This window comes from Aeromonas rivuli (genome assembly GCF_000820045.1).
GTDB classification, from domain to species: Bacteria; Pseudomonadota; Gammaproteobacteria; order Enterobacterales; family Aeromonadaceae; genus Aeromonas; species Aeromonas rivuli.
Genome location: NZ_CDBJ01000042.1, coordinates 201324 through 219202, shown reverse-complemented (window position 1 = coordinate 219202; position 17879 = coordinate 201324). Strand labels below are relative to the sequence as shown.

The window sequence follows — 17879 nt, the reverse complement described above, 5'->3', positions numbered from 1 at the left end:
CCTTTTAGGCGGGATTCGTTGCTACAAGCATCGAGGATGCGATTTTACGCACCTTTCTGGCAAATTCCAATCGTTTGCCTATGGGATAATTTTTTATTTGTCTATTTTGCGAACCTGAAACGAGACAGGCGACCCGAGGGTCGCCTGTCTTGATGGAGTAGCCTCTTATACCTTGCGATAAGGCAGGTAGGTCGGCTCCCACATGTGGCTGAGGATATGTTGTTCCAGATCCTGGCCTATCAGGGGATGGGTCGGATCTCGGCGAACGATGTCTTTGAGCACCGCGGTAGCAACCCGCACCGAGATGGCGCGCAGGTCACGGATCGGCGGGAAAACCGTGCCACGGGCCAGATCGGCCTCGCTCACGCACTCGGCCAGGGCGAAGGCCGCCGTGGTGAAGATGTCGGCGCCAATCTCTTTCACCTGGCTGACGATGGCGGCCAGTCCCACCCCGGGGAAGATAAAAACGTTATTGCCCTGACCGATGCGATAACGCTCCCCCTGATGCTCGACATCGGCGAACGGGCTGCCGGTGGCGACGATGGCCTTGCCCTGACTCCAGCGGTAGATGTCTTCCGGCAGTGCCTCGCAGTTGGCGGTCGGGTTGGAGAGCGGGAACACCATGGGGTGTTCGCAGTGCTCGAGCATCAGCTTGATGTGCTGCTCCTGGAAGGCCCCGCCAGCCCCGCTGGTGCCCAGCAGCACGGTGATGGGGACATGACGCAGCACCTCGGTCAGCCCGGCCTTGCCCTGCACATCCCATTGCGCCAGCAGCAGACCCGGTTTGGCGTAGCGGCGCTTGTACTCGTCGAGCCCCTCGCGGTTGTCACACACCAGCCCCTGGGTATCGAGGATATAGATGCGATCCCGCGCCGCCTGCGGATCCAGCCCCTCGCGGATCATGCCCGCACAGATCTGATCCGCCACCCCGACCCCGCCGGCGCCGGCGCCATAGACCAGATAGTTCTGCTGGCCCAGGGTCTCACCCTTGAACTTGACCGCCCCAATGATGCCCGCCAGCACCACGGCGCCCGTCCCTTGGATGTCATCATTGAAGGAGGGCAGTGCCTGCTGGTAGCACGCCAGATTGTTGAAGGCATTGGACTTGCTGAAGTCCTCCCACTGCAGCACGGCATTGGGGAAGTGACGCTTGACCCCGGCGACGAACTTGTCGATGAAGTCGTCATACTCCTTGCCGCGAATACGGCGATGGGGCTGGCCGAGATACATGGGATCATCCAGCAGCGCCTGATTGTCGGTGCCCACATCGAGCGCGATGGGCAGGCAGCAGGCCGGATGAATCCCCGCCCCCAGGGTATAGAGGGAGAGCTTGCCGATGGGGATGCCCATGCCGCCCACCCCCTGATCGCCGATGCCGAGAATCCCCTGGCTGTCGGTGACCACTATGATGCGAATCCCTTTACCATCGAAGTGCCGTGCCTGGGATCCCATGTCCTCGACATTTTGCGGGGTGATATAGAGGCCGCGCGCCTTCTGGAAACGGTGGCTGAACTCCTGACACGCCTTGCCCACGGTCGGGGTATAGATGATGGGGGTCATCTCCTCCACATGCAGGGAGATCAGGGCGTAGAACAGGGTCTCGTTTCTGTCTTGCAGCGCGCGAAGATACTGATATTTCTCAATGTCGCTGCAGGCGCTTTGAAAACCCTGATAGACCCGTTCCAGCTGGGCCTCGAAGGTCTGTACCTGGGGTGGCAGCAGACCGTCCAGGTCAAAGTCGGCGCGCTCCTGTTCGGTGAAGGCCGTGCTCTTGTTGAGGTAGCGGTTGTTGAGCAAGTCGGTGCCGGTGAGGGACACGGGGCGAAAGGCATTGCCTTCTGCATCTTTCCAGAGCAGATATTGTCCAGTAGCCATAGTCATTCTCTTTGATTTACATGAAGTTGCCATTGCGGCGAAGAAGCGAGACACATAGTGAAATCAATCATATAACTTTTACTTCACCGATTTTGTGAGGCCGGGCATAAAGTCGCTCACCCCAGCGGTGTCCTCCCGGCCCCTGCCCCGCCCTCGACTAAGCTAGATCTGCCATTGTCATGGAGCAGCCGCCGCTGGTGCCGTGGCTTCGCGACTCGGGCACACATATCAACCACACTTCGGACTCAAGGAAGCTCATCATGGGAAGCACGCGACTGGAAGCCTTTAGCGATGGCGTCATCGCCATCTTGATAACCATCATGGTGCTGGAGCTCAAGGTGCCCCACGACGCCAGCTGGTCGGCGCTCATCCCGCTGCTGCCGGTGTTTCTGAGCTATGTGCTCAGCTTCATCTACTTGGGGATCTACTGGAACAATCATCATCACATGCTGCACACCTGCCGCCATATCACAGGCCCCATTCTCTGGGCCAACCTGCACCTGCTGTTCTGGCTCTCCCTGATCCCCTTTGCCACCGGCTGGATGGGGGAAAACCACTTCGCCAGCCTGCCGACCGCCCTCTACGGCCTGGTACTCTTGATGGCGGCCATCGCCTACTTCATGTTGCAGACGCTGATCATCCGCTCCCAGGGCCCGCACTCGCTGCTCAAGCGGGCACTCGGCAGCGACTGGAAGGGCAAGGTTTCCCCCCTGCTCTATTTCAGCGCCATCGTCGCCGCCTTCTGGGCCCAGTGGCTGTCCCAGCTCATCTATGTGCTGGCCGCCCTGATCTGGCTGGTGCCGGACAGTCGCATCGAGCACATCCTGGCCGAGCATGAGGCGAACTAGCTCGCCTTCCCCCATGGCGTCCATCAGCCAGTATCCCGGTTCGGCTGGCAGCATCACGCCCCGGCGAAGGGCTCAAGGTGGAGCGGATTGATCTGGATCACCCCAGAAAGCCCGGCAGCCGGATATAAATGCCATTGCCCTGCCGGCCCCCTTGGCGCAAGATCGGCCGGAGCCGAACCGAAAACGGCGACGGTGCCCGCAACGAGCCCGCGGCCAGCATCCTTCCACCGAACCTGACAGAGCGACATGACGCCAGACTCCGCAACCCCTAGTGCCCACTTTCCCGTTTCTGCCGTGATCCTGGCCGGTGGCCGCGCCACCCGCATGGGCGGCGACGACAAGGGTTGGGTGCCCCTGGCGGGCAAGCCCCTGATAGTCCACGTGCTCGATCGCCTGCGCCCCCAGGTGGACGAGGTGCTGATCAACGCCAACCGCAGCGAGGAGCGCTATCGGGCGCTGGCCCCGGTTATCGATGATGGCAACGGCAATTTCCTGGGTCCCCTGGCGGGCATGCAGGCTGGTCTTGCCGCCGCCCGCCACGACTGGGTGCTGTTCGTGCCCTGCGACGGCCCCGGCCTGCCGATGGATCTGATGAGCCGCTTTCGCGCCGCGCTGACGCCGGACATCGAGCTGGTGGTGGCCCATGATGGATCTCATCTGCAACCCGTGGTCGCCCTGCTGCACAAGTCCCTGCTCCCCTCCCTGCGCCAGACACTGGCTGAGGGGGAACGCAAGATAGCCTGCTGGTTTGCCCGCCACCGGATGGCTGTGGTCTCCTTCGTCGATCAGCCCGATGCCTTCATCAACCTCAATGATCAGACCGAGCTGGCCGCCTACGAGGCGCGCCTGCTGGGTGCAAGCGGATCGCTGGCAGGGGACGCACGCCCATGATCCCTGCGCAACGGCCCCTGCTCGGCTTCGTCGCCTGGAGCGGTACCGGCAAGACCACCCTGCTGGAGCGCCTCATCCCGCTGCTGACCCGGCGCGGCCTGCGGCTGGGGGTGCTCAAGCATACCCATCACGATTTCGACATGGATCAACCGGGCAAGGACAGCTATCGCCTGCGCCAGGCTGGCGCCTTGCAGGTGATGGCGGCCTCCTCCCTGCGCCACGCCCTGATCTGCGAGACCCCGGAGCAAGAGCCCTCATTCGAGGCGCTGCTGGCCCGTTTCGACTGGGAGCGGCTCGATCTGCTGCTGGTCGAGGGGTTCAAGCATCACCATTTTCCCAAGATGGAGCTCCATCGCCGCGCCCTCGGGAGGCCCCTGCTGTTCCCAGGCGACCCGGACATAGTGGCGCTCATCAGCGATGAGCCCGAGGCGACCACCCTGCCCCAGTTTCGTTTCGAGGCCCTGGACGCCATCGCCGACTTCCTCTGCGCCCGGCTGCCCCGGGATACAAGCAGCCAGCCCCCTTTATCGCCGCCGCTGCGCCTGTTCGCCCTGGCCCTGGAGGCCATGCCCAATCCGGCGGGGGAGGCTTGCCTGCCCGGCCACCTCAGCCAGGATGCCAGCGGCTGCTTGCAGGTGCGCCCGGCAAGTGCTTTCATGCCCTCAGCCCTGCCCTCGGCCAACTGCGTGATCGAATGCCCTGCCCGCTCGGCCATCCCTCCCGGTGAGCGGGTCCGGATCCGCCTCTTGCCCTGATGGCGAGCGTCAGCCGGCACGGCAACACGAGAAGATCAACCTGACATGAGACGACTCCCTTGCGCCTGAACACGCCGCTCTCCCGCTTCGATCTGCTGATCTATGGTCGCTACCGCCTGGTCCACGGCCTGCGCATCGCCCTGGCCTTCACCCTCACCTTCCTGCTGACCCGGGAGCTCAAGCTGCCGGAGAGCACCTGGCCCCTCATCACCCTGGTGGTGGTGATGGGCCCCATCTCGTTCTGGGGCAATGTCTTGTCGCGGGCCCTGCAACGGGTGGTCGGCACCATCTTCGGCGCCGCCTGCGGGGTGGTGGCCCTCTATCTGGAGCTCTACTCCCTGCCGCTGATGCTGGTATGGTGCAGCGCCATCATGTTCCTGTGCGGCTATCTGGCGCTTGGCAAGCGCCCCTACGTAGGGCTGCTCATCGGCATCACCCTGGGGGTCATCGTCGGCGGGGTGCCGGGAGACATAGAGACGGCGCTGTGGCGCAGCGGCGATGTGATCCTCGGCTCCTTGCTAGCCCTGCTGTTTTGCAGCATCTACCCCCAGCGCGCCTACAGCCACTGGCGGTTGCAGCTGCACGACACCCTGCTGCAGGCGCACCGCCTCTACCACACCCACCTCTCACCCAATATTCTGGAGCGGCCCAGGCTGGCCCAGAGCCACTCCCGCCTGCTCTCCAAAGTGGTCAGCCTGCGTCCCCTGCTGGCCCCCGCCGTCAAGGAGACCCGCCTCAACAGCTCCCTGTTCGAAGCCATCCAGACCACGATGCGCAACACCCTCTGCATCCTGGAGATGCTGGCCAACACCTACTGGCGGGATCGGCAGAGCCACTTCCTGATGCAGAGCAACCCCGCCTTGCGCGCCTGTCAGCAGGCAGCCGAGGAGGTGTTCACCCAGCTCGCCCTCATGCTCAAGAGCGGTGACAGCAGCGCCGCCGAGCAGGCCATTGCCCGATTGCAGGCGGCCGCCGCCGAGGTGCGCCCGGGGGCCGATGACGAGGCCACCATCAGCGGCTACCTCTGGCTCAATCTGCAGCTCACCGAGCAGCTCAGCCACCTGGGGCGCTTGCTGGGACTGGTGCTGCAGCCATACGCCACCCCCGCGGCGCGAAAATGACAAAGCCCCGCAGAAGCGGGGCTTTGTCACCAGGATGGGAGCGGGATCCCCCAGAGGCCGCGTGACTCAGGCGGCCACGCGTCCGGTGCGACTCATGGTCGCCAGCTGCGCCTGGGTCAGGGTTGAGACCAGGCGACCCTGATAGTAGAGATCGACCACATCGCCCCGGCGCTGGCCTCGCATTGTGCTGCGGCTGCCATCCTTATAGTGCAGCTCCATCAGGGCGTTATCGGCATCCGGGTAGCTAATGTCCATACTGCGCACATCGGCGGGCAGGCTGGCCAGGGGAACTGTCTTGAGGGAGCTGTCCAGATGCTGATTCACCTTGATGGCCGTGTCGACCTTATGATCGACCAGCGCAGGAGACTTCCCGGTGATGGGGTTGGTCCCTGACCAGAACTCCACGGTATTGAAGATGAAGAGATCCGCGGTTGCGGCCAGGCCATAGACGGGTGAAAGCAGCACGAAGACGCCGGCGCGGCCATAACGGTTATCCACCACCTTGAGGTTGCCTTTCGTCACCATGGAGGAGAGCCCCATCTGCCCCATGCAGCCACCCAGCCCCAGGCTGCCCATCGCCAGCAGCAGCGACAACGCCACCTTCTTGCTTATCTGTTGTGCCATATCCGTCATGTCCGCCGTCTTGAATCATCGAAAGGCGGCCAGCCTAAACAAGGGGGGAGAGGGTCACAATCGGCAAGGGGGAGGCAGTACAGGCAGGGTTCAGTTTAACGGTGCGATCGCGCAATGAATCAACAATGGAGGTGGCATCTCTCGCCATCCTCTGCTTGAGGGCAACCTCTTCACCAAGATGGTACCGGGCACGCACCGCCAACTCGCCCCCCTTATAACCAAGGGTCAATCGATTCCACCTGACCCGATCTTGCCCGCCCGCAGCAGTCAATCCGGCTGCCGCTCCAGGTAGCCTGAATGTCCCACGAAGCCGGCCTGTTCATAGAGAGGACGGCCAGCCTCGCTGGCATGGAGCCACAGCTTGCCAAACTTGGCCAGGTCGGCGTAGCGAGTCATGGCAGCCAGCAGTTGGCGAGCCAGTCCGCGCCTTCGCCATGAGGGGTGGGTATACATGTTGAGCAGATAAGCCTCCCTGCCAGGCAGGTTGCCGGGGTACGGCGGCCGCTCGAACAGGGCCAGGCTGCCCACCGCCAAGAGCCCGCTCCCCGCCTCTCCTTCCTCGGCGATCCAGGAGATGAGCCTGCCTTCGGCCATGGCACGGCTGAAATAGTCGACATTGGCCTGATGCAGCGCCTCCCCCTGATCCCCCAACGCCTCCCCCAGCTCGGCAAAAAGCGCCATGCGCAGCGTGACCAGTTCAGGGATGTCGGCCAGGGTAGCCTGACGGATATTCATTGCCTGGTCTCCCAGCCACAATCGGGGTTCGCCATGTTGACGGGGGAGCCCGCGGCAAAGGCGATCAGGTTGTCAAAAGCCTGACCCAGATAGAGCTCGTAGCTGTCGCGGGTGACATAACCGAGGTGGGGCGTGCCTATCACATTGGCCATGGCGAGCAAGGGATCCTGGCTCGGGGGCTCGCACTCGAACACATCGAGGGCGGCAAAGCCGGGTCGCCCGGCCTGGAGCGCCGCCAGCAGAGCGCCGGGCACCACCAGCTCGGCCCGGCTGATATTGACCAGCAGGGCATCGGGCTTCATCAATGCCAGACTTGCAGCAGTGACACAATGGCGGGTGGCCTCGCACAATCGCAGGTGCAGGCTCAGCACATCACTATGGCGAAACAGCGCCGCCTGGCTCGACGCCGCCCGATAACCTGCACTGCAGGCTGCCGCGCGGGATGCCTCACTGCCCCACACCAGCACCGTCATACCAAAGGCCTGACCGAAGGCCGCGACCCTGCGCCCTATCTTGCCAAACCCCCAGATACCCAGTGTCAGCCCCTCCAGGGAGCGCCCCAGCCCCAGGCTGCCGCTATCTTGCCACTGTCCCTGCTGCAACCCCTGCCAATAGGCGGGCAGCTGGCGGCTCGCCGCCAGGATCAGGGCCCAGCACAGCTCGCTTGGCGCGACAGGGGAGCCACTCCCCTCCACCACCAGCACCCCATGGCGGCTGCAGGCGGCAAGACTCAGGTGCTGACTGACTTTGCCGGTCTGGCTGATGATCCGCAGCCGGGGCAACTGTGCGAGCAGGCTGTCATCGACCTGGCTGCGCTCACGGATCAATACCAGGGCATCGAACGGGCGCAGCCGCGCGACCTGCTCGGCCTCGCTCTGGGCAGGAGTCCGAAATAGCGTCACCTCATGGTCTGCCAGCTTGGCAAAACAGGCCAGCTCGCGCGTGGCCCCCTGATAGTCGTCCAGTATGGCTATCTTCATCCCTGCTCCCCTGGCCCATAAAAAATGCCGGTCAATGACCGGCATCATGGTGCATCAAGGTATCTCCATTTGACAACTCAATGCGGCAACTGGCTCCCTCAACCGACTGGCGATGGCCTTATCTCAGTCTGGTGATCAGCCAGCGATCCAGCGAGACCGGACCCGCGCCCCATACCACCAGGGTCAGCAGCATCCAGCCCCAGAGCTGGTGATCGAAGAAGCCGCTCGGCCACAGGGTCGGATAAGAGATGACGGCGATGATATTGAAGCCAAACAACAGCAAGGCCGCGGGACGCGTCAGCAGACCAAGCAACAGCAGCACAGGAATGAGCAGCTCGGTGGCCGTGCCCAGGTAGGCGGCCCACTGCCAGGGCAACAGGGGCACCTGGTACTCGAACTCGAACAGATAGAGGGTCGAATCCCAGGCATTGAGCTTGAGCCAGCCCGCGCGAAAGAAAGCCTGGGCAACCCAGAGCCGCGCCAGCAGCAGTACCCAGCCCGACAGGGCTCCCTGCCAACGATCGGCCAGTTGCTGACCACAGGCGATAAGATGTTCCATCAGATGATTCCTTTCTGTTTACTTATTGAGCGTCAACGTCCGGTGCGGCGTCGAGTGAAAATGCCACCAGCAGCCCCTGCGCCACCAGTTGCGGCAAGAGTGCGCCAGGGTTGAGCGCTTCATCGAGCTCGGTCAGGGGGATCCCCTGGCGGCAGGCCTGCAACAATTGATACTGCGCGCCGTCTATGGCCACAGGGATGACACTGAAATCCGGCTGTTTTTGCAGCGCCAGCCAGCACTGTTGCAACGGCTCGGGGGGAGCCTCGCCACCCGTCAACGCCATCCGCCACAGGCCGACCACGTCGGCGCTCACCGACAGCAAGAGAAGATTGTCGGCAACCAGCAAACGTACCCTGCCCCACTCATCCGGCGCCAGCGCAGCCAGCGCCTCCGCTGGCCATTGGCGATGCTCGAATGGCAACAGGCTCGCTCGCTCCAACTGCCATTCGAAGCGGGCCAACTCTGCCAACCAGGGCAGATGCGCCGTGGTCGGCAGCTCCTCGAGCCAGTCGGCGAACCCTGCGCCATAGCCGGTCACACTGCCCTCTCCTGGCGGGTTGGCCAGAATGAACCCCCGGGCGGCGGCATTGAAAAAATCCTCCCCAACCATGGCCTGGCTCGCGGCATAGCTGATGGAGAGCACCTCGGTGAGACTGAGGATGAAGTTGTTTCGATAGACCTGCAGCAAGGCCTCGGGAGGAAAGCGTCCCGGCTGAATATGTGCTGCGACCTCATTTGGCTCGCCGAGCAGGCTGGCGGCAAACTCCCGTTGCAGCGCCCTGACGGATCCCGGGTCTGGTTGCTCAGTCACCCGCTCAGACATGGTGTCTCTCCTGGCGCCGAGCCATGGCAAGCTCGGCAATCTCGCTGGCCTTGTCCGCCTCGGCAATCAGCACAGCGAGCGCCGGGATCTCGAGATCCCACTCAATCAGGGTCGGAATAGTGCGCCTGACACAGATATCGCGATAGAGCGCCCAGACGGGTTCCACCACGGGGCAACTGTGGGTATCTATATAGAGGTGGCCCTGCTCGAGGGATTTGTCGGTAAAGCCGGCCAGGTGGATCTCTTTGACGGTATCGAGATCGATGGCTGCCAGGTACTCGGTGCAAGGGAAACCATGATTGAAGGCGCTGACATAGAGGTTGTTGAGATCGAGCAAGAGGCCGCAGCCACTGTGCTGCTGCAACTGCGCCAGAAATTCCCACTCCGGCATGCCTGCTTCAAATTGCAGGTAAGAAGAGGGGTTTTCGATCAATAGTTCGCGACCCAACTGATCCTGCACCGCCTTTATCTTGTCGCTCATCTGGACCAAGGCCTGCTGGGTGTAGGGCATGGGCAGCAAATCATTGAAATGACGGCCGTCGACACTGCCCCAGCTCAGATGCTCAGAGATGCGCGCAGGCTTGATGGCCGTGATCAGGGCGCGCAACTGGGCAAGGTGGGCCCCATCGAGGGGATCGCTGGAGCCCAGGGACATACCCACGCCGTGCAAGCTGATGGGGTAATCCTCGGCCAGCTGACTGAGCACATGAAAGGCCCGGCTGTGGGGCTCAAAATAGTTCTCGCTGTGCACTTCCAGCCAGCCAACATCGGGGCGTTCTGCCAGCATGACTTGGTAGTGCGGGGCGCGCAGGCCAATACCGATGGAGGAGTGCATCAACCCTGTCTCCCTTGCATACCAGGAGGGAGGGGCGACTCGTCAACCGCGCGTCGCCCCATGAGTGCTTACTTCGGCTGCAGGCTGCCACCAGCCAGTTTTTCGCACAGCCCTTTTGGCATGACCACGAAGGCATCACCCGCCGCATCAGCCTTGGCGGTACCGGCGCAAGAGCTGGTCTTGGTCGCGCAATCATTCTGGCCAGCCTTGACCACGCCGAAACACTTCTCTTTCTCGTCGGCGGCCATGGCGGGCGCGGCGATAAACTGGCTGCCCAGGGCCAGCAGGCCGGTCATGGCAGAGGCAAGTGCGATCGATTTCTTCATGTTCATATTCCTTCTGAATAGAGGTCGTCGGGGTTGAATGAACCGCGGCGCGGATTCAGTGAATAGAACCGGCCCCCGCCCACTAATCTTTCAGGCAATGTCAGAAAAAATGTCAAACAGGCAGGACAGCCTGCATTAAATAAAACCTAACGTCATGTTTTAAATGAAAAAAAATAAAATAAAAAAAGGCAGCCGCTGCTGCCTTTTTTTTATTTTCTTGCCGAGGGGTTATCCCATCAGTAGAAGATGCGGTCGCCCCGTTCACTCATTTTCAACCAGACCGGCTTGGTACTGGTTTTGCTCCAGACTCGGTGCAGATAGCTGTAGAAACGCGCCCGATCGCGGCGAAACAGCATGATGGGAAATGCCAGCACGCCGACCAGGAGCACCAGGGTGCGACGCAGGATGATGCGAGTCAGGGAGAAGGGATGAAACATGATTGAACGCCTCACTGGTAAGACCACTCAACAAAGTTTACGCCATGAATTGTTGAATTACTACACCATTCTTACCCATGTGGCCGCCAAATCCTGCATTCAATGGCAAGTATGAAACTTAATTACGTTTATTAACTAAACAATAACAATGTTTGCCCAAGCAGCCACCCTTGACCAGAGTTAGAGCAGAGACGACAGGGGGGATGACGGATGAAGATAGCGAACATGGTGCTCATCGGCCTGTGCGGCCTGCTCGCCCACAACGAATGGCAGGAGTGGCGCAGCAATGTCAATGACAGGATAGCCTTTGCTGACAAGGGGGTACCCACCGCCAGCCTGTGGCAGTGTGGTCTGCTCAAGCAACGCATGGCCGAGCTGGATGAAATCAGCATGCAAGGTTCGCCTATGCAACGGCAGGATATGGTCGAATTGAGGAGATATCTGAATACGCAGTGGCTGTCACATCGGTGTGACATGGCATTGGAACAGGGGTAGAACGAGGGAAATGAAGGAGATAATGGAGGCACGTTCCGGAGTCGAACCGGACTAAACGGATTTGCAATCCGCTGCATAACCGCTTTGCTAACGCGCCACAGGGTCAAGACTTCAATACTATAACTGACATCTCATCCTTGGTGTCGATGAGATAAATTGGAGCGGGAAACGAGACTCGAACTCGCGACCCCGACCTTGGCAAGGTCGTGCTCTACCAACTGAGCTATTCCCGCCTGAACTCATGCTGCCCGGTCTTGCCTGACAACGAGGCGCATTATACGTACCCCCGCAGGCAGCACAACCCTTTTTTGTGCCTCGAGCCCCGCGGCACGACCGTTTGCTCAGGCTTTATTCGCTTTGGGTAAAAAAAGCGCGTCCCGCTGTGACCCCACAGACGAATTTAGGATAAAGCCATTGAAATACAACGCCTTTGGCCCGAGACTGGCAAGGTTACTAATTGGATTCTCAATAGAACTTGATACGATGAAATGGATCTTCAAGGCGCGCGGACTCAAAACACAACTGATGCTCGCGTTTTTCATGCTGGGCATGGTGCCCTTTCTGGTCGTCGCCCTCTTCTTCCTTCACACCCACGGCAAGGATCTCACCGCCCAGACTTCGAACCATCTGGTGTCGGTGCGTAACATCAAGAAAAACCAGCTGGAAGACTATTTCGCCAACCTCAAGGCTCAGGTGATGGGCTTCTCCCAGCAGGATTTTGCCGGTAACAGTATCGGTCGCTTCTATGGCTTCACCGGTGCCTTCGAGAAGCTGGGCACCACCCCCCAGGAGGCGCGCCTGCGGGCCCATAATCGCTACATCACCGGCTCCTGGGATCAACTGCGTAAACCCGATCCCCAAAACAGTGATATTGAACCCTCCATCAGTGCGCTGATCCTGGCGGACGAGATGTATGGCCGGGTCCATCAGCGTTTTCACCGTGGCTATGCCGACATGGTGCGCAAGTCAAACTACAGTGATATCTTCCTCATCGACATCAATGGTGATGTCGTCTATTCGGTCACCAAGCGTGCCAACTTCGCCACCAATTTACTCTCAGGCCCCTACCAGTCGAGCGGTCTTGGCGACACCTTCGCCCGTATCAAACGCCGGCTCGACAGCGGTGAATCACCACAGAAGATCTTCGAATTCACCGATTTTGGCCGCAATGAGCTGACCGGCGAAGTGGTCGCTTACCTGGCTGCCCCCGTAATGCAGTACGACTATGTGCGCGGTGTGGTCGTCTTCGAACTGCGCCCGGACAAGCTCAACGAGATCATGGGGGAGCGTGAAGGCCTGGGGGAAACCGGCGAGACCATCCTCATAGGCCCGGACAAACGGATGCGGGCCAATGCCTGGCTGGCACCGGAGTTCAGCGTCGAGAAGAGCTTCTCCCCCGATTTTCGCCCCCTGGAGACCCCCCTTATCCTCAAGGCGCTCTCCGGTGAGCAGGGCGTCGGACTTTTCGAGTCCTATCAACGGGATGAGGTACTGGCCGCCTACACCCAGGTGAAGGTGTACGATACCGAGTGGGCCTTTATCGCCGAGATATCGACCCGGGAGGCCTATGATCCCATCCGCAAGCTGGAGACGCTCTCTGTGCTGCTCGGGGTTGGCTCCCTGGTGCTGCTCATTCTCTTCTCCCGCTGGCTGTCCAACTCCATCACGGCACCGCTGCGCTCCCTCACGGCTGCCGCCGAACAGGTGGCAGATGGCGCCCTGGATCACCCCATCGCCATCCCCCGTACCGAAGATGACATAGACCGCCTCGCCCAGGCGTTTCGTCATATGCAGCGCTCGGTGAGGGACAAGATAGATTTGATCGAACGCCAGACTCAGGAGCTGCAACAGCAGGTCAAGCTGACCCACAAGCAGAACCTCAGCCTGCAGCAGGCCGACAAACTCAAAGATGAACTGCTCGCCAACACCTCCCACGAGCTGCGCACTCCCATCCATGGCATCAAGGGGATGGCGGAAGCCATGCTGGCCGGTCAACAGCAATTGACCGAGGGTCAACAGCAGCAGCTGGGTCTCATCATCAAGAGCGCCGATGGCCTGGCGCGGCTGGTGGACGATCTGCTCGATTACCACCAGATGCGCTATGGCCAGCTGGAGATCCACTCCCAGTCCGTCAACCCCAAGGGGGTGGTGCGCCTGGTGCTGGATCTCTGCCAGCATCTGGTACAGGCCAAACCGCTGACCCTGGTCGATATCACGCCACAGGCGCTGCCCGCCGTACTGGCGGACGAGCAACGGCTCGAACAGGTGCTCTACAATCTGGTCGGCAACGCCATCAAATACACCCCTCAGGGAAAAGTCGTGCTGAGCGCCAGCCAGGATGAGCACTTCCTCTGGATCAAGGTCACGGATACCGGCATCGGTATCGCCCAAGAGAATCTGGAACACATCTTTGAACCCCTGGTACAGATGAGCCATGAAGCGGGCAAGCAGGGAGCGGGGCTGGGCCTCTCCATCACCCGCCAGTTGATCGAGTTGATGGGAGGGCGACTCACGGTGCAGAGCGAACCGAGCGTCGGCTCCACCTTCTGCTTCAGCCTGCCGCTCTCCCATCACGATGCCCTGCCCGGCCCGAGCGAGTTGCGTCCCAAAGAGCATCCACTGGTGCGCCATGTCCCTCTGAACCTGCCCGAATGGGAGAGTGAAGACCTGCCCCCGCCCCCGCCGGATGCGCCCTTGCTGCTGGTGGTGGATGACGAGCCCATCAACTTGCACATCTTGCGCCACCTGCTGCAACCTTGCGGCTATCGGATATTGCCGAGCAGCGATGGCCATGATGCCCTGGCCAAGCTCGCCACCGAGCCGGTGGATCTGGTGCTGCTCGATGTGATGATGCCCACCCTGTCCGGATTCGATGTCTGTCGCCGTCTGCGCGAGAAGAGTCCCAAGGATCAATTGCCGGTGCTGCTGCTCACCGCCCTCAATCAGCCCAAGGATATCGAAGAGGGCTTCAATGCGGGGGCCAACGACTATCTGGTCAAGCCGTTCTGCAAGGAGGAGCTGTTCGCCCGGGTACGCGCACTGCTCGAAGCCAGACAAGGCCGTGCCACCCTGGTTGAAAACCGGCTGCTCAAACAGGAGATAGAACACAGACTGAATCTGCAGGAGAGCCTGCGTCAGGATCAGCAGCGCCTGCTCGCCCTCATCAGCGAGGGGGGGGATGCCATGGTGTTCATCGACCAGCAGGGCAGAGTGCTCTTTGCCAGCCGCGCCCTGGCCACCCGTCTCGGCCAGGAGCCCGAGGCCATGGAGGGCCAATCCCTCGATGAGTGGCTGAGCCAGCCCCTGCACAGCCAGTGGCCGGATATGACGAACCTTGGTGAACAGAGTCTGCAGTTCTGCGTGGCCGGTCAGAGTGAGCTCACCCTGGTGCGCGCCCTGCCTATCCAGCTCAATGATTGCCATGCCTATGCCCTCATCTGCAGCCAGAGCGCGCCGGATGAGCATAGAGTCGCGGCCCTGGAGAATGCCCTCAAGAGCCTGTCACGTCAGGCCATCATCGAAGATGAACACCTGCTTGGGGAGTTGAGCCGACTCGGTGGCGAGTTCCGCTCCCTCGCCGACAATCTGATCCGCCAGCAAGATGATGATCCCCTGCGCCACGCCCTGGTCGACACCATGCGCCTCTCCCTCGATGCCTGGCAACACAGCACCGGCAAGGGCAAGATAGTCTTGGCGGAGAAGAGCAAGCTGTGGCGAGTCTACATGGACAGATCCAGCCCCCAGACCCGCACCCTGGACAAGTATCTGAGTCTGGATACCCTGCCCAAGGCGCCACGCTGGAAGACGGTGGTCGCCACGGCCGAGTACGTGATCAAGCAGTGCCCCCTGAGCGAAGCCCAGCAGCAGAGCCTGCACCAGAGTGCCCAGTTGTTGCGCCAGCTCGCCAATCGCAAGGGCTGATCCTCAAAAGCCATCCTCAACCCAGAGAGCCCGCTGGCAGCGGGCACTCTGGCCCCTCTTCCTCTGCCCAAGACGTGGCATGGCAGGCGCTGGGCCCCATATCCCAGTCCAGGCTGAGACGAGGTTGAGCCCCGTGCTCAGTACACTGCTCGGGGCTGACTCGCCACCCCTACCTCTCTATATCGACGCATCTCTCGCCTGCCAGGGACAGCCGATGGCGCATCTCCTTGCCCCCTTTCCGCTCATTGGGCCCAACCCCTGCCAACCCCATGGGCCAGCTCAACGATCCCTCACCCCAGATGCAACCCACAAACCGTGCAACCACAGATGAACAGAGCTGAAGGAGCCACACCTTGCCTGGCGGCGCTGCCCCAGACTCCGCCTGATGGCGTCTGACCCATGCGCAGCCCCCTGTCATCGTCCATGGTCCAGCACCGGGAACATCGCCCTCCATGAGCCTTGCCTGTCCGGGAACGAGCATCAGAAGCGGGCTGGCGATGGCGTGTTCTCCCCCCTCCCCCCCGTCATGGCGAGTACCCCAGCAGCCGCACCAGGTTTTTTCCTCAAGAGAACAAAGAATGCAAACGGCGGATAAAAACCGACCAGATCTTCGTCACATTATCGTCAAACCCAGGGCTTAAATAGCACTTTTTGCGCGAAAGCAAATAACTTAAACAATTGATATTAATTAACTAATAAATGAAATTGACGTTTTCAACGTCGAGAAGGGGATTTTTACGATATCGACGTAAGGATTAAATGTTTCTTTCTTGTTAAACCTGCTTAGCTAAGGGGGGTCATACAGACCCAGACATGAGGTAGAGCGCCAGTCATGCGCCCCTCAACAAGATCAACAGGGACGTCCATATAACAAGGAAATAATATGCTTGCCAAAGTATCCCGGGTCGCCGCCGCCTGCATGCTGGGGAGCCTGATGCTCTCTGCCGGGGCCGCCAATGCCGCCGACAACAAGACTGTGCTGACCCTGGTCGCCCAGCAGGAGACGGCGTGGGTCAAGAACTTCAACCCCTTCCTGCAGGCCGGTCTGCTGCACACCACCAAGGAGTTCATCTATGAGCCCCTGGTTATCTTCAACGAATTGCAGGGAGGCAGACCCGAGTACCGGCTCGCTACCCACTATGAATTTGGCAAAGACCTGAAATCGGTCACCTTCGACCTGCGTCAAGGGGTCAAATGGTCCGATGGCGAAGGCTTCGATGCCGATGACGTGCTCTTCTCCTTCAACCTGGTCAAGGCCCACAAGGCATTGGACGAACGGGCCATCTGGACCCAGATCACCGGGGTCGAAAAGCTGGGCCAATACAAGGTCAAGTTCGAGCTCGCTGGCGTCAATACCGGCGTGGTCAACCAGATAGCCCTGGTGCCGCTGGTGCCTGAGCATCAGTGGAAATCGGTCAAGGATCCGGTCTCCTTCACCAATGACCAGCCGGTCGGTACCGGCCCCTTCACCCAGGTCGACAACTTCTCCGCCCAGCTCTATACCCAGTGCCGCAACCCGCACTACTGGGATAATGCCAATCTCGCCATCGACTGTATCCGCATGCCACAGATGGCTACCAATGACCAGGTGCTGGCCGCCGTCATGAAGGGGGGTGTGGACTGGTTCGGATCCTTCGTGCCGGACATCGAGCGCCTCTACGTCGGCAACGATCCCAAGCACAACAAGTATTGGTTCCCCGCCTCCGGCACAGTGGCGTTCAACGTCAACTTCCAGACCAAGAACCCGGGTAATCACGAAGCCTTCAACGACATCAACTTCCGCCGCGCCTTCTCCATGGCCATGGACCGCCAGTCCATGGTGGACATCGCCGGTTACGGCTATCCCACCATCAACGAATACCCGTCCGGCCTTGGCAAACTGTTCGACAGCTGGAACAACCCGGATGTCGACAAGAAGTTTGGCAAGTACAACAAGTTCGACATGGCGGCCGCCCAGGCCCTGCTCAAGGAAGCCGGTTACAAGGACTGTGATGGCGACAAATTCCTCGATACCCCGAGCTGCAAGAAAATCGAGTTCAAGATCATCGTGCCGAACGGCTGGACCGACTGGGTCAACACCGTCCAGATCGGGGTGGAAGGGCTCAAGGCGCTGGGGATCGATGCCAAAACAGCCACCCCCGAAGCAGCCGTCTGGACCGACAACCTGGTCACTGGTGATTTCGATGTGGCCCTGCAAGGTTACCTGACCGGTGCCAACCCGCAGAACTACTTCGAGACCGCCTTCCATTCCCGGAACATGGGCGAACGTGGTAACCGCTTCGCGGCACCCCGCTACAAGGATCCCGCACTGGACAAGCTGATTGACGGCTTCAGCCAGACCGCGGATCTGGCCAAGCAAAAAGTGCTCATGAACGAGATCCAGGAGCGGGTCGGTGCCAACCAGACCATCATCCCTGTCTACAACAACCCGACCTGGTATGAGTACAACACCAAGCGCTTCCATGGCTGGTTCAACGCCGACAACCCGGTCGCCAAGCCCCAGGTACACAGCAACACCCCTGAGCGCCTGCTGCACGTGCTCGCCCTCAAACCTAACGCCTAACGGCCATTTGAGTCATGACAACACGGGCCCTGCGGGGCCCGTTTCCATTCATCCTTCTCCAGCACGCCAGCACCACCACGCA

The 17879-nt window shown here is 60.7% G+C and carries 16 protein-coding genes and 2 tRNA genes; 7 read left to right on the top strand and 11 right to left on the bottom strand.

Annotated features, from left to right (window positions below):
* Positions 1 to 165: 165 nt before the first annotated feature.
* Positions 166 to 1875, bottom strand: a complete 1710-nt coding sequence (locus tag BN1130_RS08825) for an NAD-dependent malic enzyme (protein WP_042041517.1) — start codon at positions 1873 to 1875, stop codon at positions 166 to 168.
* Between the two features lie 260 nt (positions 1876 to 2135).
* On the opposite strand from BN1130_RS08825, the gene BN1130_RS08820 reads away from it, so the two are divergent.
* The 4 genes from BN1130_RS08820 (at position 2136) to BN1130_RS08805 (ending at position 5490) form a co-directional block, all read left to right on the top strand.
* The gene (locus BN1130_RS08820; RefSeq protein WP_042041516.1) at positions 2136 to 2723 is read left to right on the top strand and encodes a TMEM175 family protein; all 588 of its coding nucleotides are present in this window, start codon (positions 2136 to 2138) and stop codon (positions 2721 to 2723) included.
* Positions 2724 to 2969: 246 nt separating this feature from the next.
* Complete coding sequence (gene mobA, locus BN1130_RS08815) at positions 2970 to 3614, top strand: molybdenum cofactor guanylyltransferase MobA (protein ID WP_042041514.1); 645 nt, start codon at positions 2970 to 2972, stop codon at positions 3612 to 3614.
* The gene (gene mobB / locus BN1130_RS23170; RefSeq protein WP_042041513.1) at positions 3611 to 4369 is read left to right on the top strand and encodes a molybdopterin-guanine dinucleotide biosynthesis protein B; all 759 of its coding nucleotides are present in this window, start codon (positions 3611 to 3613) and stop codon (positions 4367 to 4369) included. Before mobA ends, mobB begins: the two co-directional genes overlap by 4 nt.
* Before the next feature lie 59 nt (positions 4370 to 4428).
* Positions 4429 to 5490: an FUSC family protein gene (locus BN1130_RS08805; protein WP_042041512.1), complete on the top strand. Its 1062-nt coding sequence runs from the start codon at positions 4429 to 4431 to the stop codon at positions 5488 to 5490.
* Positions 5491 to 5556: 66 nt separating this feature from the next.
* Here the strand turns inward: BN1130_RS08805 and BN1130_RS08800 are convergent, their stop codons facing one another.
* The 8 genes from BN1130_RS08800 to BN1130_RS08765 form a co-directional block, all read right to left on the bottom strand.
* Positions 5557 to 6114 (bottom strand): DUF3332 domain-containing protein, encoded by a 558-nt coding sequence (locus BN1130_RS08800; protein ID WP_042041554.1) that lies wholly within the window; start codon positions 6112 to 6114, stop codon positions 5557 to 5559.
* A gap of 276 nt (positions 6115 to 6390) precedes the next feature.
* Positions 6391 to 6858, bottom strand: coding sequence for a GNAT family N-acetyltransferase (locus tag BN1130_RS08795; protein WP_042041511.1), 468 nt, complete (start codon positions 6856 to 6858; stop codon positions 6391 to 6393).
* A complete protein-coding gene (locus tag BN1130_RS08790) occupies positions 6855 to 7838 on the bottom strand; it encodes a D-2-hydroxyacid dehydrogenase family protein (protein WP_042041509.1) in 984 nt (327 codons plus the stop codon). The genes BN1130_RS08795 and BN1130_RS08790 overlap by 4 nt, the downstream gene beginning before the upstream one ends.
* Before the next feature lie 118 nt (positions 7839 to 7956).
* Positions 7957 to 8397 (bottom strand): DoxX family protein, encoded by a 441-nt coding sequence (locus BN1130_RS08785; protein ID WP_042041508.1) that lies wholly within the window; start codon positions 8395 to 8397, stop codon positions 7957 to 7959.
* Between the two features lie 22 nt (positions 8398 to 8419).
* A complete protein-coding gene (locus BN1130_RS08780; RefSeq protein ID WP_042041507.1) occupies positions 8420 to 9220 on the bottom strand; it encodes an HvfC/BufC N-terminal domain-containing protein in 801 nt (266 codons plus the stop codon).
* A complete protein-coding gene (bufB, locus tag BN1130_RS08775) occupies positions 9213 to 10055 on the bottom strand; it encodes an MNIO family bufferin maturase (protein ID WP_042041506.1) in 843 nt (280 codons plus the stop codon). Before bufB ends, BN1130_RS08780 begins: the two co-directional genes overlap by 8 nt.
* Positions 10056 to 10123: 68 nt before the next feature.
* Positions 10124 to 10381, bottom strand: a complete 258-nt coding sequence (locus BN1130_RS08770) for a BufA1 family periplasmic bufferin-type metallophore (RefSeq protein ID WP_042041505.1) — start codon at positions 10379 to 10381, stop codon at positions 10124 to 10126.
* A 236-nt stretch (positions 10382 to 10617) separates the two neighbouring features.
* The gene (locus BN1130_RS08765) at positions 10618 to 10818 is read right to left on the bottom strand and encodes a YbfA family protein (RefSeq protein ID WP_042041503.1); all 201 of its coding nucleotides are present in this window, start codon (positions 10816 to 10818) and stop codon (positions 10618 to 10620) included.
* Between the two features lie 210 nt (positions 10819 to 11028).
* Here BN1130_RS08765 and BN1130_RS08760 point away from each other — a divergent pair, with 210 nt between their 5' ends.
* Positions 11029 to 11313: a hypothetical protein gene (locus BN1130_RS08760; protein WP_042041502.1), complete on the top strand. Its 285-nt coding sequence runs from the start codon at positions 11029 to 11031 to the stop codon at positions 11311 to 11313.
* 23 nt (positions 11314 to 11336) lie between these two features.
* Here the strand turns inward: BN1130_RS08760 and BN1130_RS08755 are convergent.
* Positions 11337 to 11410 (bottom strand) — tRNA-Cys (locus BN1130_RS08755).
* 60 nt (positions 11411 to 11470) lie between these two features.
* Positions 11471 to 11546: transfer RNA gene (locus BN1130_RS08750), tRNA-Gly, on the bottom strand.
* Between the two features lie 250 nt (positions 11547 to 11796).
* On the opposite strand from BN1130_RS08750, the gene BN1130_RS08745 reads away from it, so the two are divergent.
* On the top strand, positions 11797 to 15234 hold the full coding sequence (locus BN1130_RS08745) for an ATP-binding protein (protein WP_042041501.1): 3438 nt from the start codon (positions 11797 to 11799) through the stop codon (positions 15232 to 15234).
* An 883-nt stretch (positions 15235 to 16117) separates the two neighbouring features.
* A complete protein-coding gene (locus BN1130_RS08740; RefSeq protein WP_042041500.1) occupies positions 16118 to 17797 on the top strand; it encodes an ABC transporter substrate-binding protein in 1680 nt (559 codons plus the stop codon).
* Positions 17798 to 17879 lie beyond the last annotated feature (82 nt).

Excerpts from the sequence above, each read along its gene's own strand:
- BN1130_RS08825 (WP_042041517.1), bottom strand. The coding sequence starts at position 1,875 with ATGGCTACTGGACAATATCTGCTCTGGAAAGATGCAGAAGGCAATGCC.
- BN1130_RS08820 (WP_042041516.1), top strand. The coding sequence starts at position 2,136 with ATGGGAAGCACGCGACTGGAAGCCTTTAGCGATGGCGTCATCGCCATC.
- mobA (WP_042041514.1), top strand. The coding sequence starts at position 2,970 with ATGACGCCAGACTCCGCAACCCCTAGTGCCCACTTTCCCGTTTCTGCC.
- mobB (WP_042041513.1), top strand. The coding sequence starts at position 3,611 with ATGATCCCTGCGCAACGGCCCCTGCTCGGCTTCGTCGCCTGGAGCGGT.
- BN1130_RS08800 (WP_042041554.1), bottom strand. The coding sequence starts at position 6,114 with ATGGCACAACAGATAAGCAAGAAGGTGGCGTTGTCGCTGCTGCTGGCG.
- BN1130_RS08795 (WP_042041511.1), bottom strand. The coding sequence starts at position 6,858 with ATGAATATCCGTCAGGCTACCCTGGCCGACATCCCTGAACTGGTCACG.
- BN1130_RS08790 (WP_042041509.1), bottom strand. The coding sequence starts at position 7,838 with ATGAAGATAGCCATACTGGACGACTATCAGGGGGCCACGCGCGAGCTG.
- BN1130_RS08785 (WP_042041508.1), bottom strand. The coding sequence starts at position 8,397 with ATGGAACATCTTATCGCCTGTGGTCAGCAACTGGCCGATCGTTGGCAG.
- BN1130_RS08780 (WP_042041507.1), bottom strand. The coding sequence starts at position 9,220 with ATGTCTGAGCGGGTGACTGAGCAACCAGACCCGGGATCCGTCAGGGCG.
- bufB (WP_042041506.1), bottom strand. The coding sequence starts at position 10,055 with ATGCACTCCTCCATCGGTATTGGCCTGCGCGCCCCGCACTACCAAGTC.
- BN1130_RS08770 (WP_042041505.1), bottom strand. The coding sequence starts at position 10,381 with ATGAAGAAATCGATCGCACTTGCCTCTGCCATGACCGGCCTGCTGGCC.
- BN1130_RS08765 (WP_042041503.1), bottom strand. The coding sequence starts at position 10,818 with ATGTTTCATCCCTTCTCCCTGACTCGCATCATCCTGCGTCGCACCCTG.
- BN1130_RS08760 (WP_042041502.1), top strand. The coding sequence starts at position 11,029 with ATGAAGATAGCGAACATGGTGCTCATCGGCCTGTGCGGCCTGCTCGCC.
- BN1130_RS08745 (WP_042041501.1), top strand. The coding sequence starts at position 11,797 with ATGAAATGGATCTTCAAGGCGCGCGGACTCAAAACACAACTGATGCTC.
- BN1130_RS08740 (WP_042041500.1), top strand. The coding sequence starts at position 16,118 with ATGCTTGCCAAAGTATCCCGGGTCGCCGCCGCCTGCATGCTGGGGAGC.